The sequence below is a fragment of the Nocardiopsis sp. iso_237 genome (genome assembly GCF_056173345.1).
Genome location: NZ_CM149669.1, coordinates 3,125,354 through 3,148,952, shown reverse-complemented (window position 1 = coordinate 3,148,952; position 23,599 = coordinate 3,125,354). Strand labels below are relative to the sequence as shown.

Sequence of the window (23,599 nt, the reverse complement as noted above, 5' to 3'; positions counted from 1 at the left end):
GGTCCCGCCGTCACTCCTCGATCGGGATCCCCTCCAGCGTCCCGAACGGGCCCGCGTTGAACGTGAGCTCGGTGGTCTCCGCCGGGGGCGCGGTCAGGTAGAGGTAGCCGTACTGGGTGGAGCCGGGTGCGGTGGCGGCGGGCCACAGGGGGGACCCCACCCGGTCGATGAAGGACAGGTGGTCGCCGTCGAAGGCCTGGGTGTAGACGATCCCGGTGTCGGGGTCGAAGGCGTTGAACTCGAAGTACGAGCCGATGCCGAAGGGGTTGGTGGTGTTGGGGACGGTGTCGCCCTGGTGGGTGGCCGCGAACCGGGCGACGAGGAACGCGCCGTCGCGGTAGAAGGGGAAGACATCCAGTTCCCAGGAGTGCCGGAGGTCCCCGCCGTAGAAGTACTCCTGCTCCGCCGTGGCGGTGGCGGCGGGCTCGGTCCCCTCGACGTCCCTGAAGGCGGCCGGTTCCCCGGCGTCCTCCGGGGCGATGTCGAGGGTGTCGACCTCGGTCTCCGCCTCCCCGGCCTCCTCGGAGGCGAACTCCTCCTTGAAGCTGTAGGAGATCTCCACCCGCCGGTTCTGTGAGCGGGCCCACGCGTCGTCGTCGCCGCCCTCGGCCTCCACCGGCTCGGCGGCGCCCACCCCCTCCGTCTCGTACTCGTACCCGGACCCCAGTTCGCCCTCCAGCACGTCCCGGACCGCCTGGGCGCGCTCCTCGGACAGGGTCTGGTTGTAGTCGTCCTCCCCCACGCCGTCGGTGTGCCCGGTGACGGTGATCGGGGGCTTCTCCGGGTCGGCGCGCTCCCGGGTCTCCTCGATGACGTCGGTGAGGATGGTCGCGGCATCGGAGGTGAGCGTCGCCTCGTCGAAGTCGAAGAGGACGTCCGCGCGCAGGGCCACCGTCTCCTGTTCGGAGTCGCTCTCACGGCCGCTGACGACCGTCTCCACCTGGGAGACCACATCATTGACGGTGCCCTCCTCCTCCGGCTGACCTCCGGTGACCGGCACGGTCACCGTCTCCCCCTCCTGGGGCCATCCCTCCTCGCGTTCCTCCGGCAGTCCGGACGGGTCGTCGCGCGGTTCGCCGTCGACCACCGGGACCCCGGCGAACTCCCCGATGCCGCCGGGTCCCTCGACGGTCAGCCGCTCCGGGTCGCCCTCCAGTTCGGGGTAGAAGACGACCAGCTCGTAGGTCACGCCCGGCTGCCACAGCTCCTCGCGGTAGAAGTCGGAGATGTCGGCCCCGATGTCGCCGTGGGGAGCGTAGCGGAGCTGCCGGACGGGGTCCAGGATCCGGAACCAGTGGGCGCTCATGGGGTTGTCGTAGGCGCCGCCCTCGATGGTGCGGTCCTCCAGGTTCGTGTACTCGATCGTCAGCCGGGTCATCCCGTCCACGTTGGCGAGTTCGGTGACCTCGACGCGGGCGTCGAGGTAGTCGTCCCAGGTGCCGACGAAACCCTCTCTGACGAAGCCGCCCTCCGGGTCGGCTCCCGGTCCCGGAGGCTCTCCGCCGCCCGGACCGTCACCGCCCGGGTCGTCGCCGCCCAGGCCGCAGCCGGTGGCCAGCAGGGCGGTCGCCACGAGCGCCGCCGTCATGGACGTGGTGTGGTGTCGCATGGGGGGGTACTTCCTTCCGTCGCGGTCCCTCCACCCTTCGACACGGGAAAGGCGTTGCTGGTTCACAACAACGTGTTGGCTTTTTTCGACATGGGTTCCTCCTGCCGGTGAACGTCCGCTCGCGCTGAGCCGCCGCCACCGGGCGGCGCGTGGTGGAGCGCCATGGGATGACCGAGACCCTCATGAACACCAGCGTCCGTCCGGGTGACCCGACCGCGCCCGGCACCGTGGGCGTCCCGCTGGACGGGGTGGAGCTGCGCCTGGTCGACGACGACGGCGCCGAGGTGATGGACGGCACCTGGTTCCGGACCGGGGACACGGCCGTGCTCGCCCCTGAGGGACGGGTGCGGCTGGTCGGCCGCAGGGGCACCGACCTCGTCAAGAGCGGCGGGTACGCGATCGGCGCCGGGGAGATCGAGAACACGCCGCTCGCCCACCCGGGGGTGGCGGAGGCGCTGCCCCGCAACGACATGGGCAAGGTCCCAAGCGGGAGCTCGGGGCCTGCCGCCGGGTCCGGGTACGGCGCGCCCGGAACCCGTCACCCGCTCAGAGCTCGACGTCCTCCCCGAACCAGGGCTCGACGATCCGGTCGTAGGTGCCGTCGTTGAGCGCCATGTTCAGCCACTGGTCCACGTAGTGCTTGAACACGTCGTCGCCCCGGGGCAGCATGAACGCCTTCTCGAAGAAGTCGAAGGGCTCCTCGGGGTTGACGGCGCACAGCTCCTCGTACTCGTTGGCCACCCACAGCACCTCGGAGGCGTCGGTGGTCATCACGTCGGCGCGGCCCGCGACGATCTCGTCGAAGATCGTGTTGTTGTCGTGCGTGATGAGTTCGCCGTCCGGGTAGTGCTCCTCGGCGAACACCTGGTTGGTGCCGCCGCTGGGCATGATGGAGCGCACCCCGGGCTGGTTGATCTGCTCGATCGTGCGGTAGTCGTCCACGTTCTCGCACAGGGTGATGGGGGTCTTGCCGTCCTCCATGAGCGGGGCGGAGAAGTACACCTGCTGGGATCGCTCGGTGTTGACCGAGATGCCGCCGACCGCGACGTCGCACCCGTCGAGGAAGTCCTCCATCAGGTCGTCCCAGGTGGTCCGGGTCCACTCGATCTCCACGCCGAGGTCGTCGGCCAGGTCCCGGGCCATGTCGACGTCGATGCCGGTGAACTCGTCCGGGTCGGAGTCGAGGAAGGTGAACGGCCGGTAGTCGCCCGTCGTGCACACGTGGAGCGAGCCCCGGTCCAGGATCTCGTCGAGCCTGCTCCCCTCCATGGCCGACGTCTCGGGGTGGGCCGAACCGTCGGAGTCCGTCCCCGAGCAACCGGCGGCGAGGACCACGGCCAGCGAGGCGGCGGAGGCGGTGAGGACGAGGCGCGGCTTGGCTTGCGTCACTGGCACGTGCGGACTCCCGGCTGCTGTCGAGTGATCCGGGTCATACTAGCCACGGCCCGTGACAGCCCTCGGAGCCGGGTCCCCGGGTACGGGAACGGCCCCGCCGGGCGTGGCGGGGCCGTTCCTCGGAGCGTCCGTTACCGGGACGATCCGGCCGGGGCACCGGCCTCCCGGGGGTCGCCGTCGTCCGCGCCGGGCTCGGAGCCCGCGCCTTCAGCGGTCGCCGCACCGCCGACGGGCCCGGCCGGGGCGAGCCGGTCACCCTCGATGTCCACGTTGGGGAGCAGGCGGTCCAGCCACTTCGGCAGCCACCAGGTAGCCCGGCCGAACAGCGCCATGACCGCCGGGCCGAGCGTCATCCGGACCAGGAAGGCGTCGATGAGGATGCCCACGGCGAGGACGAACGCGATCGGCTTCAACATCTCCACGTGGCCGAAGACGAAGGACGCGAAGACGCTGATCATGATGGCCGCGGCCGCCGTGACCACGCGCGCCCCCTGGGTGAAGCCGGTGGAGATCGCCGCCATCGGTTCGGCGCCGTGGACGTGGTCCTCCCGCATGCGGGAGACCAGGAACACCTCGTAGTCCATGGCGAGGCCGAAGAGGATGCCGATCATCAGGGTCGGCATGAACGCCAGGAGCGGGCCGGGTTCCACACCGAACAGCCCGGCGCCGTAGCCCCACTGGAAGACCACCACGGTCAGGCCCAGGGAGGCGCCCGCGCTGAGCACGAACCCCAGCGCCGCCTTGACCGGCACCAGGATCGAGCGGAACACGACCGTCATCAGCACCAGGGCCAGGCCGATCACCACGGCGGCGAACACCGGCAGCGCGTCCGCGAGGCGTTCGGAGACGTCGATGGCCATGGCGGCGGCACCGGCCACCACGATCTTCGCACCGATCTCGTCCTCGATCTCGCCCTGGAGTCCGCGCACGTCGTGCAGCACGTCCTCGGTGGCGGTGTCCGAGGGTCCGGTCTCGGGGATGACCACGATGATCGCCGTGTCCCGCACCTCGCTGAGCTGGGGCGGGAACACCTCCGCGACCCCGTCGACACCCTCCATGCGCTCGGCCACCTCGTCGGCGGCGGCGGGCATGTCCGGCAGACCGGTCAGGTCGGCCACCACGGCGAGCTGGGCGGTGTGCCCGGGGCCGAACTCGTCGCTGATGATCTCGAAGGCCTGGCGCTGTGTGGTGTCCGTCGAGCTGGTCTCGTCGCTGGGCAGGCCCAGGTGCATGCTGCCCAGGGGAAGCAGGAGCGTCCCCAGGACGGCGGTCACGCCGACGATCGCGATGACCGGGCGCTTGATGACCATGCCGATCCACCGCGCGCTCATGGTGCGCTCGGAGACCATCGCCCTCTCGGCCCGGCGGCCCAGCACCGGCAGCCGACCGGCGGTGACCCGGTGGCCGATGAACCCGAGCAGGGCCGGGAGCAGCGTGATCGCGACGAGCACCGCCACCGCGACCGTGACCATCGCGGCCACACCCATGAGGGTCAGGAACGGGATCTGGACCACGGACAACCCGAGCAGGGCGATGATGACCGTGATCCCCGCGAAGACCACGGCGCTGCCCGCGGTGCCGATGGCGCGGGCGGCCGACTCCGCCGGGTCCCAGCCCTGCGCCACCTGCTTGCGGTGGCGGGAGAGCACGAACAGCGAGTAGTCGATGCCCACGGCGATGCCCAGCATGAGCGCCAGGATCGGGGCCGTGCTGGTGAGTTCGATCAGGCTGGACGAGGCGTAGAGCAGGAGCATGCCCACGCCCACGCCGATCAGCGCGAGCAGGATGGGCAGACCGGCGGTGACCAGGGCGCCGAAGTTGATGATGAGCACCACGAGGGCGGCGACCAGGCCGACGACCTCGCTCGGGCCCATGATGGCGGGCACCTGCTGGGTGATGGAGGGGCCGCTGAACTCGACGTCCATCCCGGCCGCCCGCGCCTCGTCACCGGTGGCGAGGATGGCCTCGACGGTCTCGACCGGGACCTCGCCGTTGCGGAACTCCAGCTGGACCTGGACCATCACGCTGTCGCGGTCGTCGGAGAGCTGCGGAACCTGGTCGAGGACCTCGTCGTCGTCGAAGTCGGGGGCCTCCTCGGCGACGGCGGCGAGCGCCTGCGCCTCGGCCTCGACCATCAGTTCCTCGACGGCCTGCTCGCGGTCGGGGGTCTCCGGCGGAACCATCGCCTCGACCTGTTCGCGCGCGATCTCCAGGGCCTGTTCCTCGCCCTCCGCGATCCCGTCGTCATACTGCTGGCGGGCGTCCTCCAGGATGCCGTGCGGGCTGAAGACCTCGTCGACCCCGGGGATCTCCGCCAGTTCGTCGGCGGTGGCGCGCACCGCGTCGGCGTACTGTTCGTCCTCGATGACGTCGGTGCCGTCGGGTGCGCGCAGCACGGCGGTGACGGACTCACCGGTGGTGGAGAACCGCGCCTCCATCAGGTCGGTGGCCTGTTCCGACTCGGTGCCGGGGATGCTGAGCGCGTCGTTGAGCGGGGCGCGGAACATCAGCGCCGCACCGCCCGCGAGCACCAGGACCAGCAGCCACGAGAACACGACCAGCCATCGTCGTCGGTAGGCGAACCCACCCAGACGATAGAGCAGCCCAGCCATACTCATTCCTCTCAACCCCGACTTACGCTTGCCTTCCAGCTCATACGACGCCGATGAGGCGAACTGCCGAGGATCATGAGAGTTCGATGAGAAGGCCGCTCCACCAGTGAGATCGTCGTCACGTCCGGCGGTCGCGGAGCCCGTGTCGGGGTCCGGCGGTGACGGGAACCGCAGGGTGACCGTGGTGCCCTCGGCGGCGGTGGAGGTGAACTCCGCCTCTCCTCCGTGGGCCCGCATGACGGCGCGGACGATGGGAAGCCCGAGCCCGCTGCCGGGGCGGCCGGACGCGGCGGAGGCCCGGTAGAAACGCTCGAACACGAAGGCCGCGTTCTCCTCGGCCACGCCGGGGCCCTCGTCGGAGACCCCGAGGACCACGCGGCCGTCGCGGCGGTGCAGCCGGACCGTCGCCGGACTGCTGGCCGGGGTGTGCACGCGCACGTTGGCCAGCAGGTTGGAGACGGCCTGGCGCAGTTCCTGTTCGTCCCCGACCACGAGGCCGTCGGCGGTGACCTCGGTCCGCCAGTCCCGTTCGGGCTGGGCGGCGCGGGCGTCGGAGACGCTGTCGGCCACGATCCTGCTGAGGGCGACCACCTCGTGCCGGGGCACGGGGCGTTCGTCCAGGCGTGCGAGGTAGAGGAGGTTGTCCACGATGGCCGCCATGCGCTCGGACTCCTGCTGGGAGCGGGTGATGACGTCCGGGCGCCGGGCGACGTCGACGACCCCCTGGGCCACGAGTTGCAGGTAGCCGCGGATCGAGGTCAGCGGGGTGCGCAGTTCGTGGGAGGCGTCCGAGACGAACCGGCGCAGCCGTTCCTCGGACTGCTCGTGGGCGTACAGGGCGCCGCGCAGGCGGGCGAGCATGCGGTTGATGGACAGGGTGAGGCGGCTGACCTCGTCGGCGGCGCCCGGCGCGGGTTCGGGGACACGGCGTTCCAGGTCGCCCCGGGCGATGGCCTCCGCCGTCTCCACGACGTCGTCCAGGGGGCGCAGGCCCCGGCGGATGACCGCTGTTCCGGCGACCAGCGCGATCCCGAGCATGGCGAGGCCGCCCAGCACCTGGATGGCGATCAGCCGGTGGACGGTGGCGGTGACCGGTCGCAGGGGCTCCCCGAGCAGGACCACGGTGTCCTGGTCGGGCAGGTCCAACACCTTGACCCGGTACTCGGCGCCGTCGTGCTCGACCGTGAACACGCCCTCCGGGGCGCCGTCGGTGTCGATGTCGCGCACCAGGGTGGGGCCCGACCCCTGGAGCCGGTGCACCTTGGGGTGGCTGTCCCCCGGGACCTGGGTGACGAACTCCGCGACGAAGTCGCTCGGAGCGCGGATCTGCTCGACCAGCTGGTCGGGGCTCTTGGCGAAGATGTCGTCCTGGTTGGCGCGGACGAACGAGGCGCTGGTCTCGATGCGTTCGTCCAGCCGGTCCACCAGGTAGGTGCCGAGGAACATGGAGCTGGCCACCGCCACCACGCTCAGGGCGAGGAACATCAGGACGGCGTTGACCACCACCATCCGTCCGCGCAGGGTGCGCCACGGGGCCCTCATTCGGGGTCGCCCTCACGCAGCGCGTAGCCGAACCCCCGCTGGGTCCGGATGAGGTTGGGGCCGTGGGCGCCGAGCTTGCGGCGCAGGTAGCCGACGTAGGTGTCGACGATGTTGGAGCCGCCCGAGTAGCCGTCGCTCCAGACCTCGTCGATGATCTGCGGGCGGGAGAGCACGCGCCCGCTGTTGAGCATCAGGTAGCGGAGCAGGTCGAACTCGGTGCGCGACAACGGCACCGGGTTCCCGGCCCGCCGCACCACGCAGGCGCGCTCGTCCAGTTCCACGTCGGCGAAGCGCAGGACCCCGTCCGCCGCTTCCGGCCCGTTCCCGGGCCGCGTCCTGCGCAGGACGGCGCGCACCCGGGCCACCAGTTCGTCGGTGTTGAACGGTTTGGTGACGTAGTCGTCGCCGCCGTAGGTGAGCCCGGCGATCCGCTCGCTGTGGGCGTCCTTGGCGGTGAGGAAGACGATGCCGAGGTCGGGCCGTGAACGGCGCAGAGCGCGGCACACGTCGAACCCGTCCCCGTCGGGGAGCATGACGTCCAGGACGACCAGGTCGGGCCCGAACGCGTGCGCGGCGGTGTGGGCCTCGGCGGCGGTGGCGGCGGTGCGCACGTCGAATCCGTGGAACTCCAGCACGGTGGCGACCACGTCGAGGATGTTGGGTTCGTCGTCGACGACGAGGATCTTGGCTTGCATGGTCCGTCCATCACAGCCGAAAGGGATGAGAGAGCGATGAGAGCCCAGGTCACGGAGGCGTGGTGGCCTCGAACCCCGGCCCGATGGTAACCCCGCCGCTCCACCCGGACGGCCCGCCGGGGCTCCCCTGGCCGCGGACGCGAAAAACCAGGGGACGCGATCCGGGTTCCCTGTTAGCTTCCAGCACCATGAGCACTCCCACCCCGACGGACTGGCGTTCGGCCAACCGCGCCCACTGGGACGAGCGGGTCCCCCTGCACGTCGCCAGCGACTTCTACGACCTGGACGGCTTCCGTGCCGGAACGGACGCCCTGCGCGACTTCGAGATCGAGGAGGTCGGTGACGTCACCGGCCGCACCCTGCTGCACCTCCAGTGCCACATCGGCCTGGACACCCTGTCGTGGGCACGCGACCACGGCGCGGCGCGCGTGGTCGGTCTGGACTTCTCGGGCCCGGCCGTGCGCAAGGCGCGGGAGCTGGCCGGGGAGATCGGGCTCTCCCCCGAGCGGGCGGCCTTCGTGGAGTCCGACGTCTACGACGCCCCCTCGGTGGTGCCCGAGGAGACCTACGACATCGTCTACACCGGGACCGGCGCGCTGTGCTGGCTCCCGGACATCGAGCGCTGGGCCCGGACGGCGGCGTCGCTGCTGTCCCCCGGCGGCTTCCTGTACCTGGCCGAGTTCCACCCGCTCACGGACGTCCTCGACGACGCGACCGGGACGCGGGTGGTCCGCGACTACTTCGCGAAGGACGCCCAGGAGTCGGAGATGACGGGGACGTACGCGGACCTGGAGGCCGAGACCGTCCACAACCGCAGCGTCGAGTGGCAGCACCCGCTCGGTGCGGTGGTCTCCGCGCTGGCGGCGGCCGGGCTGCGCCTGGACTTCCTCCACGAACACGACGCCTCGCTCTTCCCCCGGTTCGGTTCCTTCGAGCGTTCGGCGGGCGGCTACTACCGCTTCCCGGACACGCACGCCCGCGTCCCGCTGATGTACTCGCTGCGGGCGAGCAGGCCCTGACCGCCGGGGCCGACGGGCGCGGACCCGTAGGCCCCTTTTCCCGCCCTCGATGGGAGCGTTCCCATTTTTCTCCCGACACCCCCTTGTAACACCACGGAGCGCAACCGTACAGTCGCTTAACACTCGTTCAGCAGAGTGCGCCGGTCCCCTCGCATCCGCGCGAGACCCGCTGCCCCGCGCGTACCGAGGCCCGGCCCCGCCCCCGACCCCCGGAGGACCACCATGGGCCACCCATCGAACGCGAAACCACGGAGCGGCGGCACCGTGCGCCGCACCGTCACCACCACCGTTGGCCTGGGAGCCGCCTTCGCTCTCACCGCCACCGCCCTGACCTGGACCGGAAGCGACGTGACCGACAACAGCGAACTGACCTCGACCGACGCCGCGCTGGTGTGGTCCGACGAGTTCGACGGCGCGGCGGGCGACGCCCCCGACCCGGCGAACTGGAACCACGAGACCGGCGACCACGGCTGGGGCAACGAGGAGCTCCAGAACTACACCACCAGCCGGGACAACTCCGCCCTGGACGGCGACGGCAACCTCGTCATCACGGCGCGCCAGGAAGCCGACGGCGGCTACACCTCCGCGCGGATGACCACCCAGCACAACGTCGAGCACGCCCACGGCCGGATCGAGGCCAGGATCAAGGTGCCGACCGGCCAGGGCGTCTGGCCCGCCTTCTGGATGCTCGGCTCCGACTTCCCGGACACGCCGTGGCCGGACTCGGGCGAGATCGACATCATGGAGCACATCGGCAGCGAGCCCGGGACCGTCCACGGCACCGTGCACGGCCCCGGCTACTCCGGCGGCGAGGGCGTGGGCGCCTCCTACGACCACCCCGACGGCGGGGCCTTCCCCGACGACTTCCACGTGTACGCGGTGGACTGGACCCCCGACTCCATCACCTGGTCGGTCGACGGCGTGCCCTTCAACACCGTCACCCCCTCCGACGTGAGCGGTGACTGGGTGTTCGACCAGGAGTTCTTCATGATCCTCAACGTCGCCGTGGGCGGCCAGTGGCCCGGGTACCCGGACGAGACCACCCAGTTCCCGCAGGAGATGGTCGTCGACTACGTCCGCGTCTACGACACGGAGTAGCCCTCCCCCTGACACCGGCCGGTGACCGTGATACCCATGGGTATCCGGTACCGGCCGGTATGTTAGGTTCGCCGCATGGACGGCCCACCGGAACCCGCACCCCGCGTGCCCCGCGCGGAGGTGCGCCGCCGCCTGCTCGCCGCCGCCGCGCGCGTGTTCGCGGAGCGCGGGTACGCCGACAGCCGCCTGGACGACGTGGCGCGTGCCGCCGGGTTCACCAAGGGAGCCGTCTACTCCAACTTCGGCGGCAAACAGGACCTCTTCGCCGCCGTGCTCAGCGATCGCTCCGACCACGAGTTCGCCTCCGCCGCCCTGGAGCGGTCCGCCGCGCCCGAGGACGCCGTGGTCGCGATCGCCCGCAGGATCGCCCGGCGCGTCACCGAGGACACCCAGCGCGGCCGTCTCGCGCTGGAGTTCGCCGCGCACGCCACCCGCCACGGGCCCACCGCCGTCGCCGTCAGGCGGATGCGCCGCACCCAGCGCGAGACGGTGACCGCGCTGGTCACCGAGCTCACCGAGCGGTACGGGGTCCGGCTGACCGCCAGGCCCGAGACCGTCGCCCTGACCCTGCACTGCCTCACCAACGGCCTGTCCATGGAGCACCTGGCCGACCCCGAGGCCGTGGACGCGCGGACCGTCGAGGCCACCCTGACCACCGCCCTGGCCGGGTTCACGGCCCGCCCCGAACACGAGGAGACCCCATGAACCCGCCGACCACCCGCGTCGCACTCGCCACCGGTGGAGCGCTCCTGTCCCTGGGGCTGCTCGCCGGGTGCGGTGAGGTCGCCGAACTCGGCGAACCGGAGGAGAAGACCTACGAGGACGTGCCCGAACTCCTCATCGTCGAGGTCGACAACGCCGCCCTGGAGATCGTCCCCGACGACACCGACCAGGTCCGGGTGGTCCGCGAGGCCTCGGGCGACGCGGACGGGGACTGGGAGCTGGTCGGAGACACACTCACCCTGGAGACGAGGTGCGGCGCCATCTCCGACTGCCGGGTCGGATACCGGGTGTTCGTCCCGGCCGACACCGCGCTGTCGGTGGAGACCGACAACGGCTCCGTCGGCGTCTCCGGGTTCACCGCCCCGATCGAACTCGCCTCGGCCAACGGGACCGTCGACGTCGCGGACGTCACCGGACCGCTCACCCTGACCTCCGACAACGGCGACATGAACCTCAGCGGGATCGGCTCCGACTCCGTGAGCATCGCCACGGACAACGGCGGCATCGACGCCGTCTTCTCCGAGGCCCCCACGGAGGTGGAGGTGAGCACCAACAACGGCGTCGCGACGGTCGCGATGCCCGGCGGCCCCTACGCGGTGTTCGAGACCTTCGACAACGGCGAGGTCGTCAACGAACTCCCCACGGACGCATCCAGCGCCAGCACGGTCACCGCGCGGACCGACAACGGCACGATCACCCTGGTTCCGACCGACTGAACCCGTTCCACCAGCTCCCCGCCCGACCCTCCCCCGCCCCGACTCCGGGGACGTTCGGGACCATGCCCTACAATCACCCCCATGTCCGGTCCCACACGTTTTCTGCGCATGGCTCTGATCTCCATGTCGCTCACGAGCACCGATGACGGCCTCTGTCGCCGCCGGTGCCGTCTCCGCGTGCGCTGACCCGACCCGTCTCCCGCGCTCCGACGCGGCACCGGTGTGCCCCTGGCGTCCCCGCGACCCCGTGTCGCCCCACCCCGTCACGTTTGGACACATCCCTGTGACCGCAACACCCACCAAGCCGACCGGAAAATCCGGTTCGGACGTCTCTCCCGCCCTGGCCCTGAAGTGGAACCCCACCCTCTCGGCCCCACCGCCCCAGGCACCCGCCGCCGAACCCGTCCGCTGGTGGCCACTGGGGATCGCGCTGCTCGGCGCCCTCGGCCTGGCCGCCTTCGTCTGGTCCGAACACGGCGCCCTGCCCGCCGTACTGCTGCTCCTGGGCACCGGTCTGGGCTTCACGCTGTTCCACTCACGGTTCGGCTTCACCTCGGCCTGGCGCCAGTTCCTCGCCGTGGGCAACGGCACCGGCCTGCGCGCCCACGCGGTCCTGCTCGGCACCACCGCCACCCTGTTCGCGCTGGTCATCGGTACCGGGACCGGCCTGTTCGGAAACGAACCCGCTCCTTCGGCCGGGCCGATCGGCATCGCCCTGTTCGCGGGGGCGTTCCTGTTCGGGATCGGCATGCAGCTCGGCGGCGCCTGCGCCTCGGGCACGCTCTTCGCCGTCGGCTCCGGCCAGTCCGCCATCCTCATCACGCTCTTCGGCTTCATCGTCGGTTCGCAGATCTACAGCCTCGCCTGGCCGCTGGTCTCCGACCTGCCCGCGATCCCGCCCGTGCTGCTCTCCGACCACGTCGGCTGGGGCGGTTCCTGGCTCGTCACCATCGCGGCCCTGGTCGCGATCGTGGTCGTCACGCGCCTGGTCCAGAACCGGCGCGTCCCGCCGCCCGTGGGCGCCCCGCCGTCCGCTGAGGGAGTGGCGCGGATCGTGCGGGGCAGCTGGCCCCTGGTGGCCGGCGCCCTGGTGCTGGCCGCGCTGGGCACCGCCGTCCTCGTGGTCTCCGGGGGCGCCTGGGGCATCACCTCGGCCTTCAACCTGTGGGGCGCCAAGGCGCTCCAGCTGGTCGGGCTCCAGCCCGAGACCTGGGCGTTCTGGTCCCAGCCGGGCCAGGCCGAACAGCTGGCCGGCCCGGTCCTCCAGGACAAGAACAGTCTGACCAACATCGGCATCATCCTGGGCGCGGCGGTGGCTGCCGGGGCCGCTGGCACCTGGAAGTGGCACACCGGTCTGAGCTGGAACCTGGTGGCCGCCGGTCTGGTCGGCGGGATCCTGATGGGCGTGGGCGCCCGGCTCGCGGGCGGCTGCAACATCGGCGCCTACCTGGCCGGGATCGGTTCGGGCAGCCTGCACGGCTGGCTGTGGGCGGTCTTCGCCCTGGCCGGGACGTGGGCGGGTCTGCGGGCCCGCACGCTCTTCGGGCTCGGAGTGCCCAAGCCCGGCGACAGCGTCTGCTGACCGCCCCGCCGCCGTTCTAGGGTGCCAGGGACACGGAACGGCGGCGGAGGGAACGGTGTGGGAGCGAACGCGGAGCTGACCGAGGAGCTGACCGAGGAGGTCCGTCAGCGGGCCCGGATCGTCTGGGACTACCAGCGCATGGGCCAGGAACCGCGCCGGTGCGACGTGGCGGTGGTCCTGGGCAGTCACGACCTCGGTGTGGCCACGAGCGCCGCCGACCTGTACCGGCGCGGGTTCTTCCCCCGCATGGTGATCACGGGCGCGAACAGCCCCTCCACCCTCGCACGGTTCCCCCGGGGCGAGGCGGTGCACTACCGCGAGCACGTCCTCGGACTGGGGGTCCCGGACGCGGCGGTCCTCATGGAGACCCGGGCCACCAACACCGGGGAGAACCTCCGGTACTCCCGCGCCCTGCTTGAGGACCGCGGGATCACCGTCTCCTCGGTGATGCTCGTGAGCAAGCCGTACATGGAACGGCGCGCGCACGCGACCACACGCAGGCTCTGGCCCGAGGTGGACACCGTGTGCGCCTCGGACCGGGCCGGGTTCGACGACTACCTGGGCACCGTGGGCGACGACCGGCTCGTCATGGACACCATGGTGGGCGACCTGCAACGGGTGATGGAGTACCCGGCTCGGGGGTTCTCGGTTCCGCAGGAGGTCCCCGACCGGGTCCGTGAGGCCTACGCGTACCTGGTCGCGGCCGGGTTCGACGGCCACCTGATCACGCCCTGAGCCGAGGGTTCCGTCCGGACACCGGGTCCGGGGCCTTGCCACGGGCTCCGGGTCGGGGCGCAGATTCGTCCTCGTCACCGGAGTGCCCACGCGGGGGCGGGGTCAACGGCCCCCGCCCCACCGGTCTCAGAACAGGCTTCTGCTGCCAGCCAGGGAGTCGATCCACTGGTGCAGGTGACCCGTCCAGTCCCGCCCGGCACCGTCGTGGTGGTTCACGGTGAAGCGGTGGAAGGTGTCACGGCCCTCGGAGAAGAGCAGGCCCGGCTTCTTGTCCAGCTCCAGCACCACGTCCACACCGTGCTCGTCGGTGACCATGGACAGTTCCAGCTCGTTCAGGCCCCGGTAGCGGCTGGGAGAGTGGAACTCGAGCTCCTGGTAGAAGGGCAGCCGCTGCCGGGTCCGCGCGATGTGGCCCCGTTCGAGGTCGGCGTGCTTGAAGGTGAACCCGAGGGAGAGCAGCGAGTCCAGGACCGCGGCCTGGGCCGGGAGGGGCTCGATGCCCACCGGGTCCAGGTCGCCGGGGTCGACCGCGTTCGCCACGTGCAGACGGGTGTTCACGCCGATGTTCATGCGGTGCAGGTGGCGGCCGCGGTGGGTGGTGACGGGGGTCTCCCAAGGCACGAGGAGCTCGAAGGGCACCTGGAACCGCTGTCCGGGGGCCAGGAGCACGCCCTCGCCCAGGCGTACACGGTGGAACTCCATGTCGTTGTTGACCTCGTGGTCCCCGACCTCGGTCTCGACCCGGGCCTGGAGGCCGACGGTGAGCTGTTCGACCCGCTGCTCGACGTCGCCGCCCTCGATGACGACGGTCCCTCGCAGGGAGCCCCCAGGGGTGGTCACGGCCGAGACCAGGGAGGTTTCCACCGAGGCTCCGCCGAATCCGATTCCGGCGAGCAGACGCTTGATGACCACGGATACTTCCTTTTCGTTTCTTCCCGGAGCCTGGGGGCGGGCGCGGGTTCAGGGGCGCTCGGGCGGTTGCCCGAGCGGCGCCGGGGGTGTGAACGGTGGGATTCATGAGAAATCCGGCGCTCTGGGTGGGACGCGGCAGTGGTGGTGCCGGTTCCCCACCGCTGCGGGGTTTCGCGGCCGGGTTCGACCGCCGCGCGCGGACGGCCCCACGGAACCGGTGCGCTCGTCCGTCCCACCCCTCAGCGGCCTTCGGGACCTCGTCCGGGTCCTCAACCGACGGCGGTCGCCTCGACGACGAGCAACCCGGTCCGGTCCCCGCGGTCGGCCGTGCTTGGATACCCTGCTCCGAAAGCGACGAAGGGATCGAGATGGACCAGGTCCAGGACCTACCCGAACGCAGCCGCGAGGTGGCGCGGACGCTCGACGCGCTGGGAGTCGGCGGACGGGTGCGCGCGCTGCCCGCGTCCACCCGGACCGCCGCCGAGGCGGCCGAGGCCCTGGGCTGCGAGGTCGGCGCGATCGCCAACAGCCTGGTGTTCATGGCCGACGGCGCACCCCTGCTGGTGATGACCAGCGGACGGCACAGGGTGGACGTCACCCTGCTGGCCGAACGCCTGGGCAAGGAGAGGATCACACGCGCCGCCCCGGAACAGGTCCGGGAGGCCACCGGCCAGGCCATCGGCGGGGTGGCGCCGATCGGACACCCCGCCCCGGTGGAGACCGTGGTGGATCCGGCCCTGGCGGACTACCCGAGGCTGTGGGCGGCGGGCGGCACCCCCAACACCGTCTTCCCCACCGACCACGCCGAACTGCTCCGCATCACCGGTGGCACCCCCGTCGCGGTCAACTGACCCACCGCCCCTCTCACCGGGCGGCGCGGCTCAGGCGGCGGTGGTCCGCGCTCCCCGGTGGAGCACCCTGCCGGCGCCCCAGGCGAGGAGTCCGCAGACCGCCCCGACCAGGGTGCCGGTGACGATACTGCTCAGCGCCGCGAAGCCGCGTGTGATCACCGCGTGGGCGAGGGGCGGGAGCCCGCTGAGGTTGCCGCCGAGGGTCGGCGGGGCGCCGTCCCAGGCCGTGGTCCACAGGATCTGGTGCCCGAGCATCAGGAACACCCCGTACAGCAACCCCACCGCGAGGAGCGTCAGGAAGGGGTTCGGGACCCGGCGCCAGAGCACCACGGCGATCCACACCGTCGGCGGGACGAACACGAACAGGGCGTTGACGAGGGTGCCCTCCTGGATGACCCCGAGATCGTGCAGGACCACCCGGGGAGCGGCCAACAGGGCCAGGGCGACGACGACGGGGAACGGGAGCCCCAACCCGCTCCGGCGGGGCGGGGTGGAACTGTGTGCTGGGTTCATGGCTCCACGCTAGGAGGACCGGACCCCGCGCGCGTCGTCCCCGGGTCTCGACCGCCTACGTCCGCGGGCGTCACCGCTCACCCGCCCGGGCGTACCCCCGCGCACGTCCTCCCCGGCAGGTCGGGGTGCGGTACGGTCGCCCTGAGCCCCGGGCCCGCGGGCCCACCCCGGGAAGGACGCCCCCACATGACCAGAACCGGCTGGATCGTGACCGCGATCAGTACCGTGGTCGCCCTGATCGTCGGGTTCGGCGCGGGGTGGTGGGTCCAGGGCTCCTCGGCGGAACCGGACCCGCCCGCGCCGCCCTCCCCTCGGAGCACCCACCCCGACGACGTCGAGGAGCGACCCGAGACCGGGTTCGAGCCGGTCGTCGTCGACCTGGACCAGACCCACGACTTCGGTGACGGGTTCTCCATCGGGTTGAGCGCGTTCGAGCGCCGTGTCGAGGAGGGCGGCGTCGATCCGGCCACCGGCGAGGAGGGCGACCTGCCCTACCTGACCTGGACCGTGGAGGTCACCAACGAGGGTTCCACGGCCGTGCCGAGCGGCCTGGTGACCAGGTCGTGCTCGGTGGGCGACCCGCTCCGCGAATCCGGCTCGCCCGCGCTGGGCGACAGCGCGAACCCGCCGGAGAGCCTGGAGCCCGGCCAGTCCGGCAGCTGGGACGAGGACTGCTGGGCCGACGAGGACGACCACCAGATCCAGTACACGGTCGAGTTCCACGACCAGGACTTCGTCCCGCTGTACCCGCCGGTCACCTTCGCGGGAAACGTCGACTGAGACCGGCGGGCGGCGTCCTACCCGGTGAACAGGGCGGCCGCCTGGATCGCGGTGCTCACCACGCCGTAGCCCAGGGCGATGACCACGACCGCCCACAGGAAGAGCGCGGCGCCCTTCGACACCTGGTCACGTGTCCGCTGTTCCATCGGATCCTCCTTCACCGACCCCGACGGGGTCCCTCGGTCTGCTCGGTGGTCCACGGCTCCGTGGCCTCCGGCACTCACACGGGCTCCCGGGACGTGTCGGTGTCCTGCGGCGCCGCCACGGGTGCGGCCTTGGGCAGGGGGCGCACCAGTGCGTTGGCCACGAATCCGACCACCATCACACCCACCATGAGGTAGAGCGAGAAGGTGTACAGGTCGGCTCCGGAGCGGCCCGCGGCCATCTGCTGGTCGGCGATCACGTTGACGATCAGCGGCCCGGCGATGCCCGCGCACGACCAGGCCGTGAGCAGGCGGCCGTGGATGGCGCCGACATTGAAGGAGCCGAACAGGTCCTTGAGGTAGGCGGGGATGGTCGCGAAACCGCCGCCGTAGAAGGACAGGATGACCCCGGTGACCGCCACGAAGAGCACCACCGAGCTGGTGCCGGCCACGGCGATCAGCACGTAGAGCAGGCTGCCGAGCCCCAGGTAGCCGATGTAGGTGCGCTTGCGGCCGAGGAGGTCGGAGGTGGAGGACCACACGAACCGGCCGAGCATGTTGCACAGGGACAGGAAGCCGACGTAGCCCGCGGCCTCGGCGGGGCCGACCCCGGTGAAGAAGTCCTGGACCATCGGCGCGGCCTGTTCGAGGATGCCGATGCCCGCGGTGACGTTGCAGAACAGCACGATCCACAGCAGCCAGAACTGGCGGGTGCGGAAGGCCCGCTCCACGCTGACGCCCTCGGTGGCGGGGTCCACGGCGGGGGTGCCCGCGGTGTCCGTCGGCGGCTGCCAACCGTCCGGTCGCCACCCGGGCGCCGGGACCTTGACCGTCATCGCGCCGAGCATCATGGCGACGAAGTAGACGGCGCCGAGGATGAGGAACGCGGGGACGATCGCGTCGGCGGGGGTCTCACCGAAGCGGTCGAGGAGGGCGGCGGACAGCGGCGAGGCGATCAGCGCGCCGCCGCCGAAGCCCATGATCGCCAGGCCGGTGGCCATGCCGGGCCGGTCCGGGAACCACTTGATCAGGGTGGACACCGGGGAGATGTACCCGATACCGAGGCCGATCCCGCCGATCACGCCGTAGCCGAGGTAGAGCAGCCACAGCTGGCCGGTGGCCACACCGAGGGCGCCGACCAGGAAGCCGGTGCCCCAGCAGAGACCGGCCACGAACATGGCCTTGCGGGGACCGTTGCGCTCCACCCACTTGCCGCCGAAGGCCGCCGAGAGGCCCAGCATCACGATGGAGATGCTGAAGACCACGCCGATCGCGGTCAGCGTCGTGTCGAAGCGTTCGACCAGCGGGGTCTTGAAGACGCTGAAGGCGTACACCTGGCCGATGGACAGGTGCACGGCGAGCGCGGCGGGCGGGATGAACCAGCGGCTGTATCCGGGCGGCGCGACGCTCTTGTCACGATCGAGAAACGACAGCACTACTCATCCTCATGATTGATTTCCGACCGGAATGCGCTTCCGCTTTCCCGGCTATTCCGGGGAAGCGGCACAAGCATGCGCCATCGTCACACCTTGTGTGACGAGAATCAAATACACGTTCATTGTCGAACGATAGGTTCTGGTTATCGAGGGCCCGGAACGGGCCCCTGGCGGGGATCAGAGGGCGATCCCGGGGACGAGACCCTCCGGGTGGTAGTGGTCCAGCCGCGCCTGGAGGTCGGCGTCGGCGACGGTGTCCAGGAGGGCGCGGGCCAGCACGGGTTCGGGGTCCCGGTCCGCGACGACCAGCCCGATCTGCTTGCTGACCTCGGGTTCCACCAGGGGGATGGCGCGCATACCCTCCGGCACCGCGTGCAGGGACAGCCAGGCGTGCGGCATGACCGCTGACCAGCGGGTCTCGTTGACGAACGAGCACAGGGCGCTCACCGAGTTGGTCTCCACCCTGGGTACCGCCTCGACCCCCGCCCTGCGAAACGCCTGGTCGACGATGCGGCGGTTCTGCATGTCCGGGGACAGCAGGCACAGCGGCACCTCGGCGGCCTCGGCCCAGGTGATGGTCTCGCGGCCGTTGAGCAGCCCCTGCTCGTCGGTGAGCAGGGCGTAGCGCTCCCGGTAGACGGGCTGCTGACGCACGTTCTCCAGGGGCTCGTTGTCGACGTAGGTCAGCCCGACGTCGATCTGGTAGTCGGCCAGGGCCCGCTCGATCTCCTTCGAGGTCATGGAGACCACCGACAGCGTGACCAGCGGGTGGAGCTCGCAGAAGGCGCTGGTGATGAGGGAGATGGAGCTCAGGGTGGTCGGTATGGCACCGATCCGCAGACGGCCGCTCAACCCCTCCCGCAGGCTCCTGACGTTCTCCACCAGGATGTCGTGCTCAGCCAGGACGCGCTGCGCCCAGGCGACGATCCGCTCCCCCTCGTGGGTGAACCCGATGAACCGGTTGCTCCGCCTCACGATGGGGACGCGGAACTCGGCCTCGAGCTTGCGGATGGCGGCGGACAGGGCGGGCTGGGACACGTGGCACGCCTGGGCCGCACGGGCGAAATGCCGTTCCTTGGCCAGCGCGGTCAGGTACTTCAGCTGGCTCAGCAACATCGCGCAAGAATACATGTGCGAGGACCCCGGGAACAACAACGCCCCGGTCCTTGATATCGTTCGGCCCATTCAGCGCCATAACTATTCGGGACCTCTGGACAGAGGGCGACTCGGTGAGAGAATTCGAACTGTGACACACCACGACTCGGACATGCCCGACCCCGCCCAGGACGCGCCGGAGGTCGGGCCTCCCAAGGAGAGCGCGGCGGGCATCCCGGCCGTGCTCAACAGCGTGCGCCACGTCAACGACCAGGCCGGCGTGCTGCGCGGGCTGCCCGCGATGCTCGCGGTCAACCAGAAGAAGGGCTTCGACTGCCCCGGCTGCGCCTGGCCGGAGCCGGGCAAGCGGCACAAGGCGGAGTTCTGCGAGAACGGCGCCAAGGCGGTCGCGGAGGAGGCCACCCGCCGGACCGTGGGGCCGGACTTCTTCGCCCGGCACCCGGTCACGGACCTGTTCGAGCGCTCCGGCTACTGGCTGGGGCAGCAGGGCCGCCTGACCGAGCCGATGTACCTGGCCGAGGGCGCCACGCACTACGAGCCCGTCTCCTGGGACCGTGCCCTAGACATGATCGCGGAGGAGCTGCGCGGGCTGGACACGCCCGACGGCGCGGTGTTCTACACCTCGGGCCGCACCAGCAACGAGGCGGCCTTCGCCTACCAGCTGTTCGCCCGCCAGCTCGGTACCAACAACATGCCCGACTGCTCGAACATGTGCCACGAGTCGTCCGGGTCGGCGCTCACCGAGACGCTGGGCGTGGGCAAGGGCAGCGTGTCCCTGGAGGACATGTACGAGGCCGACCTCATCATCGTCGCGGGGCAGAACCCGGGCACCAACCACCCCCGGATGCTGTCCGCGCTGGAGAAGGCCAAGCGGCGCGGCACGCGGATCGTCACGGTGAACCCGCTGCCCGAGGCGGGCATGAAGGCGTTCCGCAACCCGCAGTACGCGCGGGGCCTGGTGGGGCGCGGGACCGAGCTCACCGACCTGTTCGCGCAGATCAGGGTGGGTGGCGACCTGGCGCTGTTCACGGCGGTGAACCGGCTGCTGCTGGAGGCCGACCAGCGTGGTGAGAAGGTCCTCGACCACGGGTTCGTGAACTCGTTCACGCACGGGTTCGAGGAGTTCTCCGAGGCTCTGCTGGCCGAGCCCGAGGACGAGTTCTGGGCCCGGACCGAACGCGACACCGGGCTCTCCCGTTCGCTGGTCGAGGAGCTCACCGCCATGGTGGTGGCCTCGGAGCGGATCGTGGTGTGCTGGGCGATGGGACTGACCCAGCACAAGCACTCGGTGCCGACCATCCGCGAGGTGGTCAACTTCCTGCTGCTGCGCGGCAACGTGGGGCGGCCGGGCGCGGGTGTGTGTCCGGTGCGCGGACACTCCAACGTGCAGGGCGACCGCACGATGGGCATCTTCGAGCGGCCCGCCGACTCCTTCCTGGACGCGCTGGGCGCGGAGTTCGGGATCGAACCGCCGCGCGAGCACGGACACGACGTGGTCAACGCGATCCGGGCGATGGCGCGCGGTGAGGTGGGCGTGTTCTTCGCCATGGGCGGCAACTTCGTGGCCGCCTCCCCGGACACCGAGGTGACCGAGGAAGCCATGCGCCGGGTGGGCCTGACGGTGCACGTGTCCACCAAGCTGAACCGATCGCACGTGGTGACCGGCACCCGTGCCCTCATCCTGCCCGCCCTGGCCCGCAGCGACCGCGACCAGCGCGACGGTGAGCAGCGGTGGGTGACGGTGGAGGACTCGATGGGCCTGGTACACGCCTCCCACGGCGTGCTCGCACCGCTGTCGGAGGGGATGCGCTCGGAGGTGGACATCGTCCGCGAGCTGGGCCGCAGGGTGTTCGGGAACGACCCGGTGGACTGGGACCGGATGGCCGACTACGACCGGGTGCGCGACCACGTGGCCCGGGTCGTGCCGGGGTTCGAGGACTTCAACGCGAAGGCCCGGCGGCGCGGAGGGTTCGCGCTGCCGCACGCCCCGCGCGACGACCGGCGGTTCCCGACCGCGACGGGGCTGGCCAACTTCACGGTCAACGGCACCTACGCGCCCGAGGTCCCCGAGGGGCGGCTGCTGCTGCAGACGCTGCGCTCGCACGACCAGTACAACACCACGATCTACGGCCTGGACGACCGGTACCGGGGCATCACGGACGGCCGCCGGGTCGTGCTGGTCAACGCCGAGGACGCCGCCGAGCTGGGCCTGGAGGACGGGGCGTACACGGACCTGGTGGGTGAGTGGTCGGACGGCCGTGAGCGGCGGGCGCCGCACTTCCGGGTGGTGCACTACCCCACCGCCCGTGGCAGCGCGGCCGCGTACTACCCGGAGACCAACGTGCTGGTGCCGCTGGACTCCACCGCGGACGTGAGCAACACGCCCACGTCGAAGTCGGTGGTGGTGCGTTTCGAGCCGTCCTCCCAGGTCGGCTGAGCCGGGCGGGCTTTGAGTCCCCGGTGTCCGAGGGCCCCTGAGTATCCGTACTCAGGGGCCCTCCGCCGTGCTGCGGCACCCTGGTGGGACCCGGAACCAAGGAGCACCGTGCGCCACCTCCTCGCCGCCTCGACGGACAACCGTCCCTCGCGCGTGTACCTCGCGCTCGCCGCGGCCGTCCTCGTGGGGACGGTCGTCGTCCATCTCGGCCCGGGTTTCGGCTCGGGGATGCCGGAGCTGGCCCTGGCCGTGTGGCTGCTGCCGTGCGGCGTGTTCTCGGTGCTGGCCTTCTCGCTGCTCGACATGGCCGGGATGCCCGTCGACGCGCAGGCGCCCGTGTTCCTCGTCCTGTTCGTCCTGGGCGCGCTCGGCAACGCGCTCCTCATCGGGCTGGCGGTCCGGTCCCTGGCACGGCGGCGCCGGAGCGCGGGTCACTGACCCCCGGAGCGACGCCACGGGAGGCGGCCCCGGAGCCGCCAGCGGGGACGCCAGCGGGGGCGCCAGCTCAGCCACGGCAGCCACGGTTCACCCGGCGGGTGCGGGACGGTGGGATCCTCCAGGTCTCCCTGGAGGACGTCCTCGATCTCCTCGAACCTGATCCCCGCGAACACCATGATGTCGGCGGCGACCATCTCCACGGCGAGGTGGGTGGCGTGGGTGACCGGGTCGTCCTCGGGGGCGCCGGTCCCGTAGGCGCGCGCGGCCGTTAGTGCCCGTTCCACCGCCTCCTCCCGGGCCTCACGGCTGCTGAGGTCGTCGGAGAGGATGGTGAGCACGTCGGCCATGTCGGTGACGATGGGTGCCAGCTCCCGTTGTTCCTCCACGCCCATGGCGGTGGTGGTCCGGGCCAGGAAGAGGCAGCTCTCACCGAGCAGGATCAGCCGTTCGATGACCTCGTCCTCCTCCAGCACGGGCTGCGGGTCGCCCCAGCGGATGGTGGAGAGCCGGATCGTGGCCTTGCTGCTCTCGCGTGCCCGGCTGAGTTCGGCCATGGGCCGGCTCAGGTCCCCGAGCCGGTTGACCACCTGTTCGCTGGAGGTCTCCCCGTCCTCCAGGGACCGGCCGACCAGGGCGAGCATGGTGGCCATCTCGTTGAGCGCGTCCTCCTCGATCCGGCGGAGCAGGGCCACCAGCCGCGCCGGGAAGAACAGCTGGCTGAAGGCGAGCGCCACACCCGCGCCGATGAGCGCGTCCACGAGCCGGTCGATGCCGGGGCTGGCGCCGCCGACGAAGATCGTCGTCAGGATGGCGCTGGCGGCGGCCTGGCCGATGATGATCCGTTCGGCGTTGATCGCGGCGGCCACCGTCATGGCGCACGCGGTGGCCAGCACCATGGCCACCTCGTTGAGGTCGGTGACCAGCAGGCTGAGCTCGCCCGCGAGGATGCCGATGAACACGCCCATGAGCAGGCGCAGGGCCTGGGCACCGCGTTCCCCTCCGGAGGCGTTGAGCGCGATGACGGCGGCGATGGGCGCGAAGAAGGGCCGGTGGTCCTGGACGAGGCCACCCGCGATGGTCCAGGCCAGCGTGGCGGCGATGACCGCGAGGACGATCAGGGAGGCGTTGGCCGACAGGCGCGCACGGACCTCCGTCGCCACGGCCCTGATCCTGCTCCGCGGGGTGTGGCCCTCAAGGGGCAGCTCTCCCATGTTCTCCTCACCGACGAAGGGACACGCCTTCGGGGG

The 23,599-nt window shown here is 71.1% G+C and carries 21 protein-coding genes; 11 read left to right on the top strand and 10 right to left on the bottom strand.

Annotation, left to right across the window (positions count from 1 at the left end; translation table 11 throughout):
* Positions 1–10 precede the first annotated feature (10 nt).
* Positions 11–1,609, bottom strand: coding sequence for an OmpA family protein (locus tag AC0VYM_RS14410; RefSeq protein WP_475462786.1), 1,599 nt, complete (start codon positions 1,607–1,609; stop codon positions 11–13).
* 149 nt (positions 1,610–1,758) lie between these two features.
* Between AC0VYM_RS14410 and AC0VYM_RS14405 the strand changes: the two genes are divergently transcribed.
* Positions 1,759–2,217 carry a hypothetical protein gene (locus AC0VYM_RS14405; protein WP_475462785.1) on the top strand — a complete coding sequence of 153 codons (459 nt, stop codon included), beginning with the start codon at positions 1,759–1,761 and terminating at the stop codon, positions 2,215–2,217.
* On the opposite strand, the gene AC0VYM_RS14400 is transcribed toward AC0VYM_RS14405, so the two are convergent.
* The 3 genes from AC0VYM_RS14400 to AC0VYM_RS14390 all read right to left on the bottom strand — a co-directional run bounded on the left by AC0VYM_RS14400 (position 2,156) and on the right by AC0VYM_RS14390 (position 7,853).
* Positions 2,156–3,004 (bottom strand): transporter substrate-binding domain-containing protein, encoded by an 849-nt coding sequence (locus AC0VYM_RS14400; RefSeq protein WP_475462784.1) that lies wholly within the window; start codon positions 3,002–3,004, stop codon positions 2,156–2,158. The two genes, AC0VYM_RS14405 and AC0VYM_RS14400, sit on opposite strands and share 62 nt — an antisense overlap.
* Before the next feature lie 131 nt (positions 3,005–3,135).
* Complete coding sequence (locus AC0VYM_RS14395) at positions 3,136–7,158, bottom strand: MMPL family transporter (protein WP_475462783.1); 4,023 nt, start codon at positions 7,156–7,158, stop codon at positions 3,136–3,138.
* Positions 7,155–7,853: a response regulator transcription factor gene (locus AC0VYM_RS14390; RefSeq protein ID WP_475462782.1), complete on the bottom strand. Its 699-nt coding sequence runs from the start codon at positions 7,851–7,853 to the stop codon at positions 7,155–7,157. The genes AC0VYM_RS14395 and AC0VYM_RS14390 overlap by 4 nt, the downstream gene beginning before the upstream one ends.
* A 188-nt stretch (positions 7,854–8,041) precedes the next feature.
* Between AC0VYM_RS14390 and AC0VYM_RS14385 the strand changes: the two genes are divergently transcribed.
* The 6 genes from AC0VYM_RS14385 (at position 8,042) to AC0VYM_RS14360 (ending at position 13,726) form a co-directional block, all read left to right on the top strand.
* A complete protein-coding gene (locus AC0VYM_RS14385) occupies positions 8,042–8,872 on the top strand; it encodes a class I SAM-dependent methyltransferase (RefSeq protein ID WP_475462781.1) in 831 nt (276 codons plus the stop codon).
* Between the two features lie 222 nt (positions 8,873–9,094).
* Positions 9,095–9,970, top strand: a complete 876-nt coding sequence (locus AC0VYM_RS14380; RefSeq protein WP_475462780.1) for a glycoside hydrolase family 16 protein — start codon at positions 9,095–9,097, stop codon at positions 9,968–9,970.
* A gap of 75 nt (positions 9,971–10,045) precedes the next feature.
* Positions 10,046–10,675 carry a TetR/AcrR family transcriptional regulator gene (locus AC0VYM_RS14375; protein ID WP_475462779.1) on the top strand — a complete coding sequence of 210 codons (630 nt, stop codon included), beginning with the start codon at positions 10,046–10,048 and terminating at the stop codon, positions 10,673–10,675.
* Complete coding sequence (locus AC0VYM_RS14370; RefSeq protein WP_475462778.1) at positions 10,672–11,409, top strand: DUF4097 family beta strand repeat-containing protein; 738 nt, start codon at positions 10,672–10,674, stop codon at positions 11,407–11,409. Before AC0VYM_RS14375 ends, AC0VYM_RS14370 begins: the two co-directional genes overlap by 4 nt.
* Positions 11,410–11,692: 283 nt before the next feature.
* On the top strand, positions 11,693–12,991 hold the full coding sequence (locus tag AC0VYM_RS14365) for a YeeE/YedE family protein (protein ID WP_475462777.1): 1,299 nt from the start codon (positions 11,693–11,695) through the stop codon (positions 12,989–12,991).
* Positions 12,992–13,048: 57 nt separating this feature from the next.
* Positions 13,049–13,726 carry a YdcF family protein gene (locus tag AC0VYM_RS14360; protein WP_475462776.1) on the top strand — a complete coding sequence of 226 codons (678 nt, stop codon included), beginning with the start codon at positions 13,049–13,051 and terminating at the stop codon, positions 13,724–13,726.
* Between the two features lie 126 nt (positions 13,727–13,852).
* Here the strand turns inward: AC0VYM_RS14360 and AC0VYM_RS14355 are convergent, their stop codons facing one another.
* Positions 13,853–14,638 carry a sporulation protein gene (locus AC0VYM_RS14355; protein WP_475462775.1) on the bottom strand — a complete coding sequence of 262 codons (786 nt, stop codon included), beginning with the start codon at positions 14,636–14,638 and terminating at the stop codon, positions 13,853–13,855.
* 368 nt (positions 14,639–15,006) lie between these two features.
* Between AC0VYM_RS14355 and AC0VYM_RS14350 the strand changes: the two genes are divergently transcribed.
* A complete protein-coding gene (locus tag AC0VYM_RS14350; protein ID WP_475462774.1) occupies positions 15,007–15,489 on the top strand; it encodes a YbaK/EbsC family protein in 483 nt (160 codons plus the stop codon).
* 30 nt (positions 15,490–15,519) lie between these two features.
* Here AC0VYM_RS14350 and AC0VYM_RS14345 read toward each other — a convergent pair whose 3' ends face one another.
* Entirely contained in the window at positions 15,520–16,002 is a 483-nt protein-coding gene (locus AC0VYM_RS14345; protein WP_475462773.1) for a hypothetical protein, read from the bottom strand.
* Positions 16,003–16,188: 186 nt separating this feature from the next.
* On the opposite strand from AC0VYM_RS14345, the gene AC0VYM_RS14340 reads away from it, so the two are divergent.
* A complete protein-coding gene (locus tag AC0VYM_RS14340; RefSeq protein ID WP_475462772.1) occupies positions 16,189–16,782 on the top strand; it encodes a hypothetical protein in 594 nt (197 codons plus the stop codon).
* Between the two features lie 17 nt (positions 16,783–16,799).
* Here AC0VYM_RS14340 and AC0VYM_RS14335 read toward each other — a convergent pair whose 3' ends face one another.
* The 3 genes from AC0VYM_RS14335 to AC0VYM_RS14325 all read right to left on the bottom strand — a co-directional run bounded on the left by AC0VYM_RS14335 (position 16,800) and on the right by AC0VYM_RS14325 (position 19,477).
* Complete coding sequence (locus tag AC0VYM_RS14335) at positions 16,800–16,928, bottom strand: MFS transporter small subunit (protein WP_475462771.1); 129 nt, start codon at positions 16,926–16,928, stop codon at positions 16,800–16,802.
* Between the two features lie 74 nt (positions 16,929–17,002).
* On the bottom strand, positions 17,003–18,361 hold the full coding sequence (locus tag AC0VYM_RS14330; RefSeq protein ID WP_475462770.1) for an L-lactate MFS transporter: 1,359 nt from the start codon (positions 18,359–18,361) through the stop codon (positions 17,003–17,005).
* 177 nt (positions 18,362–18,538) lie between these two features.
* Positions 18,539–19,477: a LysR family transcriptional regulator gene (locus AC0VYM_RS14325; protein WP_475462769.1), complete on the bottom strand. Its 939-nt coding sequence runs from the start codon at positions 19,475–19,477 to the stop codon at positions 18,539–18,541.
* Positions 19,478–19,628: 151 nt separating this feature from the next.
* On the opposite strand from AC0VYM_RS14325, the gene AC0VYM_RS14320 reads away from it, so the two are divergent.
* Both AC0VYM_RS14320 and AC0VYM_RS14315 read left to right on the top strand, forming a co-directional pair.
* A complete protein-coding gene (locus tag AC0VYM_RS14320) occupies positions 19,629–21,914 on the top strand; it encodes an FdhF/YdeP family oxidoreductase (RefSeq protein ID WP_475463040.1) in 2,286 nt (761 codons plus the stop codon).
* Between the two features lie 108 nt (positions 21,915–22,022).
* The gene (locus AC0VYM_RS14315) at positions 22,023–22,352 is read left to right on the top strand and encodes an SCO4225 family membrane protein (protein ID WP_475462768.1); all 330 of its coding nucleotides are present in this window, start codon (positions 22,023–22,025) and stop codon (positions 22,350–22,352) included.
* Here AC0VYM_RS14315 and AC0VYM_RS14310 read toward each other — a convergent pair.
* A complete protein-coding gene (locus tag AC0VYM_RS14310; protein WP_475462767.1) occupies positions 22,346–23,563 on the bottom strand; it encodes an FUSC family protein in 1,218 nt (405 codons plus the stop codon). The two genes, AC0VYM_RS14315 and AC0VYM_RS14310, sit on opposite strands and share 7 nt — an antisense overlap.
* Positions 23,564–23,599: the final 36 nt, after the last annotated feature.

Bases quoted from the DNA above. Each gene is read 5' to 3' on its own strand.
- AC0VYM_RS14410 (WP_475462786.1), bottom strand. From the start codon at position 1,609: ATGCGACACCACACCACGTCCATGACGGCGGCGCTCGTGGCGACCGCC.
- AC0VYM_RS14395 (WP_475462783.1), bottom strand. From the start codon at position 7,158: ATGAGGGCCCCGTGGCGCACCCTGCGCGGACGGATGGTGGTGGTCAAC.
- AC0VYM_RS14390 (WP_475462782.1), bottom strand. From the start codon at position 7,853: ATGCAAGCCAAGATCCTCGTCGTCGACGACGAACCCAACATCCTCGAC.
- AC0VYM_RS14385 (WP_475462781.1), top strand. From the start codon at position 8,042: ATGAGCACTCCCACCCCGACGGACTGGCGTTCGGCCAACCGCGCCCAC.
- AC0VYM_RS14380 (WP_475462780.1), top strand. From the start codon at position 9,095: ATGGGCCACCCATCGAACGCGAAACCACGGAGCGGCGGCACCGTGCGC.
- AC0VYM_RS14375 (WP_475462779.1), top strand. From the start codon at position 10,046: ATGGACGGCCCACCGGAACCCGCACCCCGCGTGCCCCGCGCGGAGGTG.
- AC0VYM_RS14370 (WP_475462778.1), top strand. From the start codon at position 10,672: ATGAACCCGCCGACCACCCGCGTCGCACTCGCCACCGGTGGAGCGCTC.
- AC0VYM_RS14350 (WP_475462774.1), top strand. From the start codon at position 15,007: ATGGACCAGGTCCAGGACCTACCCGAACGCAGCCGCGAGGTGGCGCGG.
- AC0VYM_RS14345 (WP_475462773.1), bottom strand. From the start codon at position 16,002: ATGAACCCAGCACACAGTTCCACCCCGCCCCGCCGGAGCGGGTTGGGG.
- AC0VYM_RS14340 (WP_475462772.1), top strand. From the start codon at position 16,189: ATGACCAGAACCGGCTGGATCGTGACCGCGATCAGTACCGTGGTCGCC.
- AC0VYM_RS14335 (WP_475462771.1), bottom strand. From the start codon at position 16,928: ATGGAACAGCGGACACGTGACCAGGTGTCGAAGGGCGCCGCGCTCTTC.
- AC0VYM_RS14325 (WP_475462769.1), bottom strand. From the start codon at position 19,477: ATGTTGCTGAGCCAGCTGAAGTACCTGACCGCGCTGGCCAAGGAACGG.
- AC0VYM_RS14320 (WP_475463040.1), top strand. From the start codon at position 19,629: ATGCCCGACCCCGCCCAGGACGCGCCGGAGGTCGGGCCTCCCAAGGAG.
- AC0VYM_RS14310 (WP_475462767.1), bottom strand. From the start codon at position 23,563: ATGGGAGAGCTGCCCCTTGAGGGCCACACCCCGCGGAGCAGGATCAGG.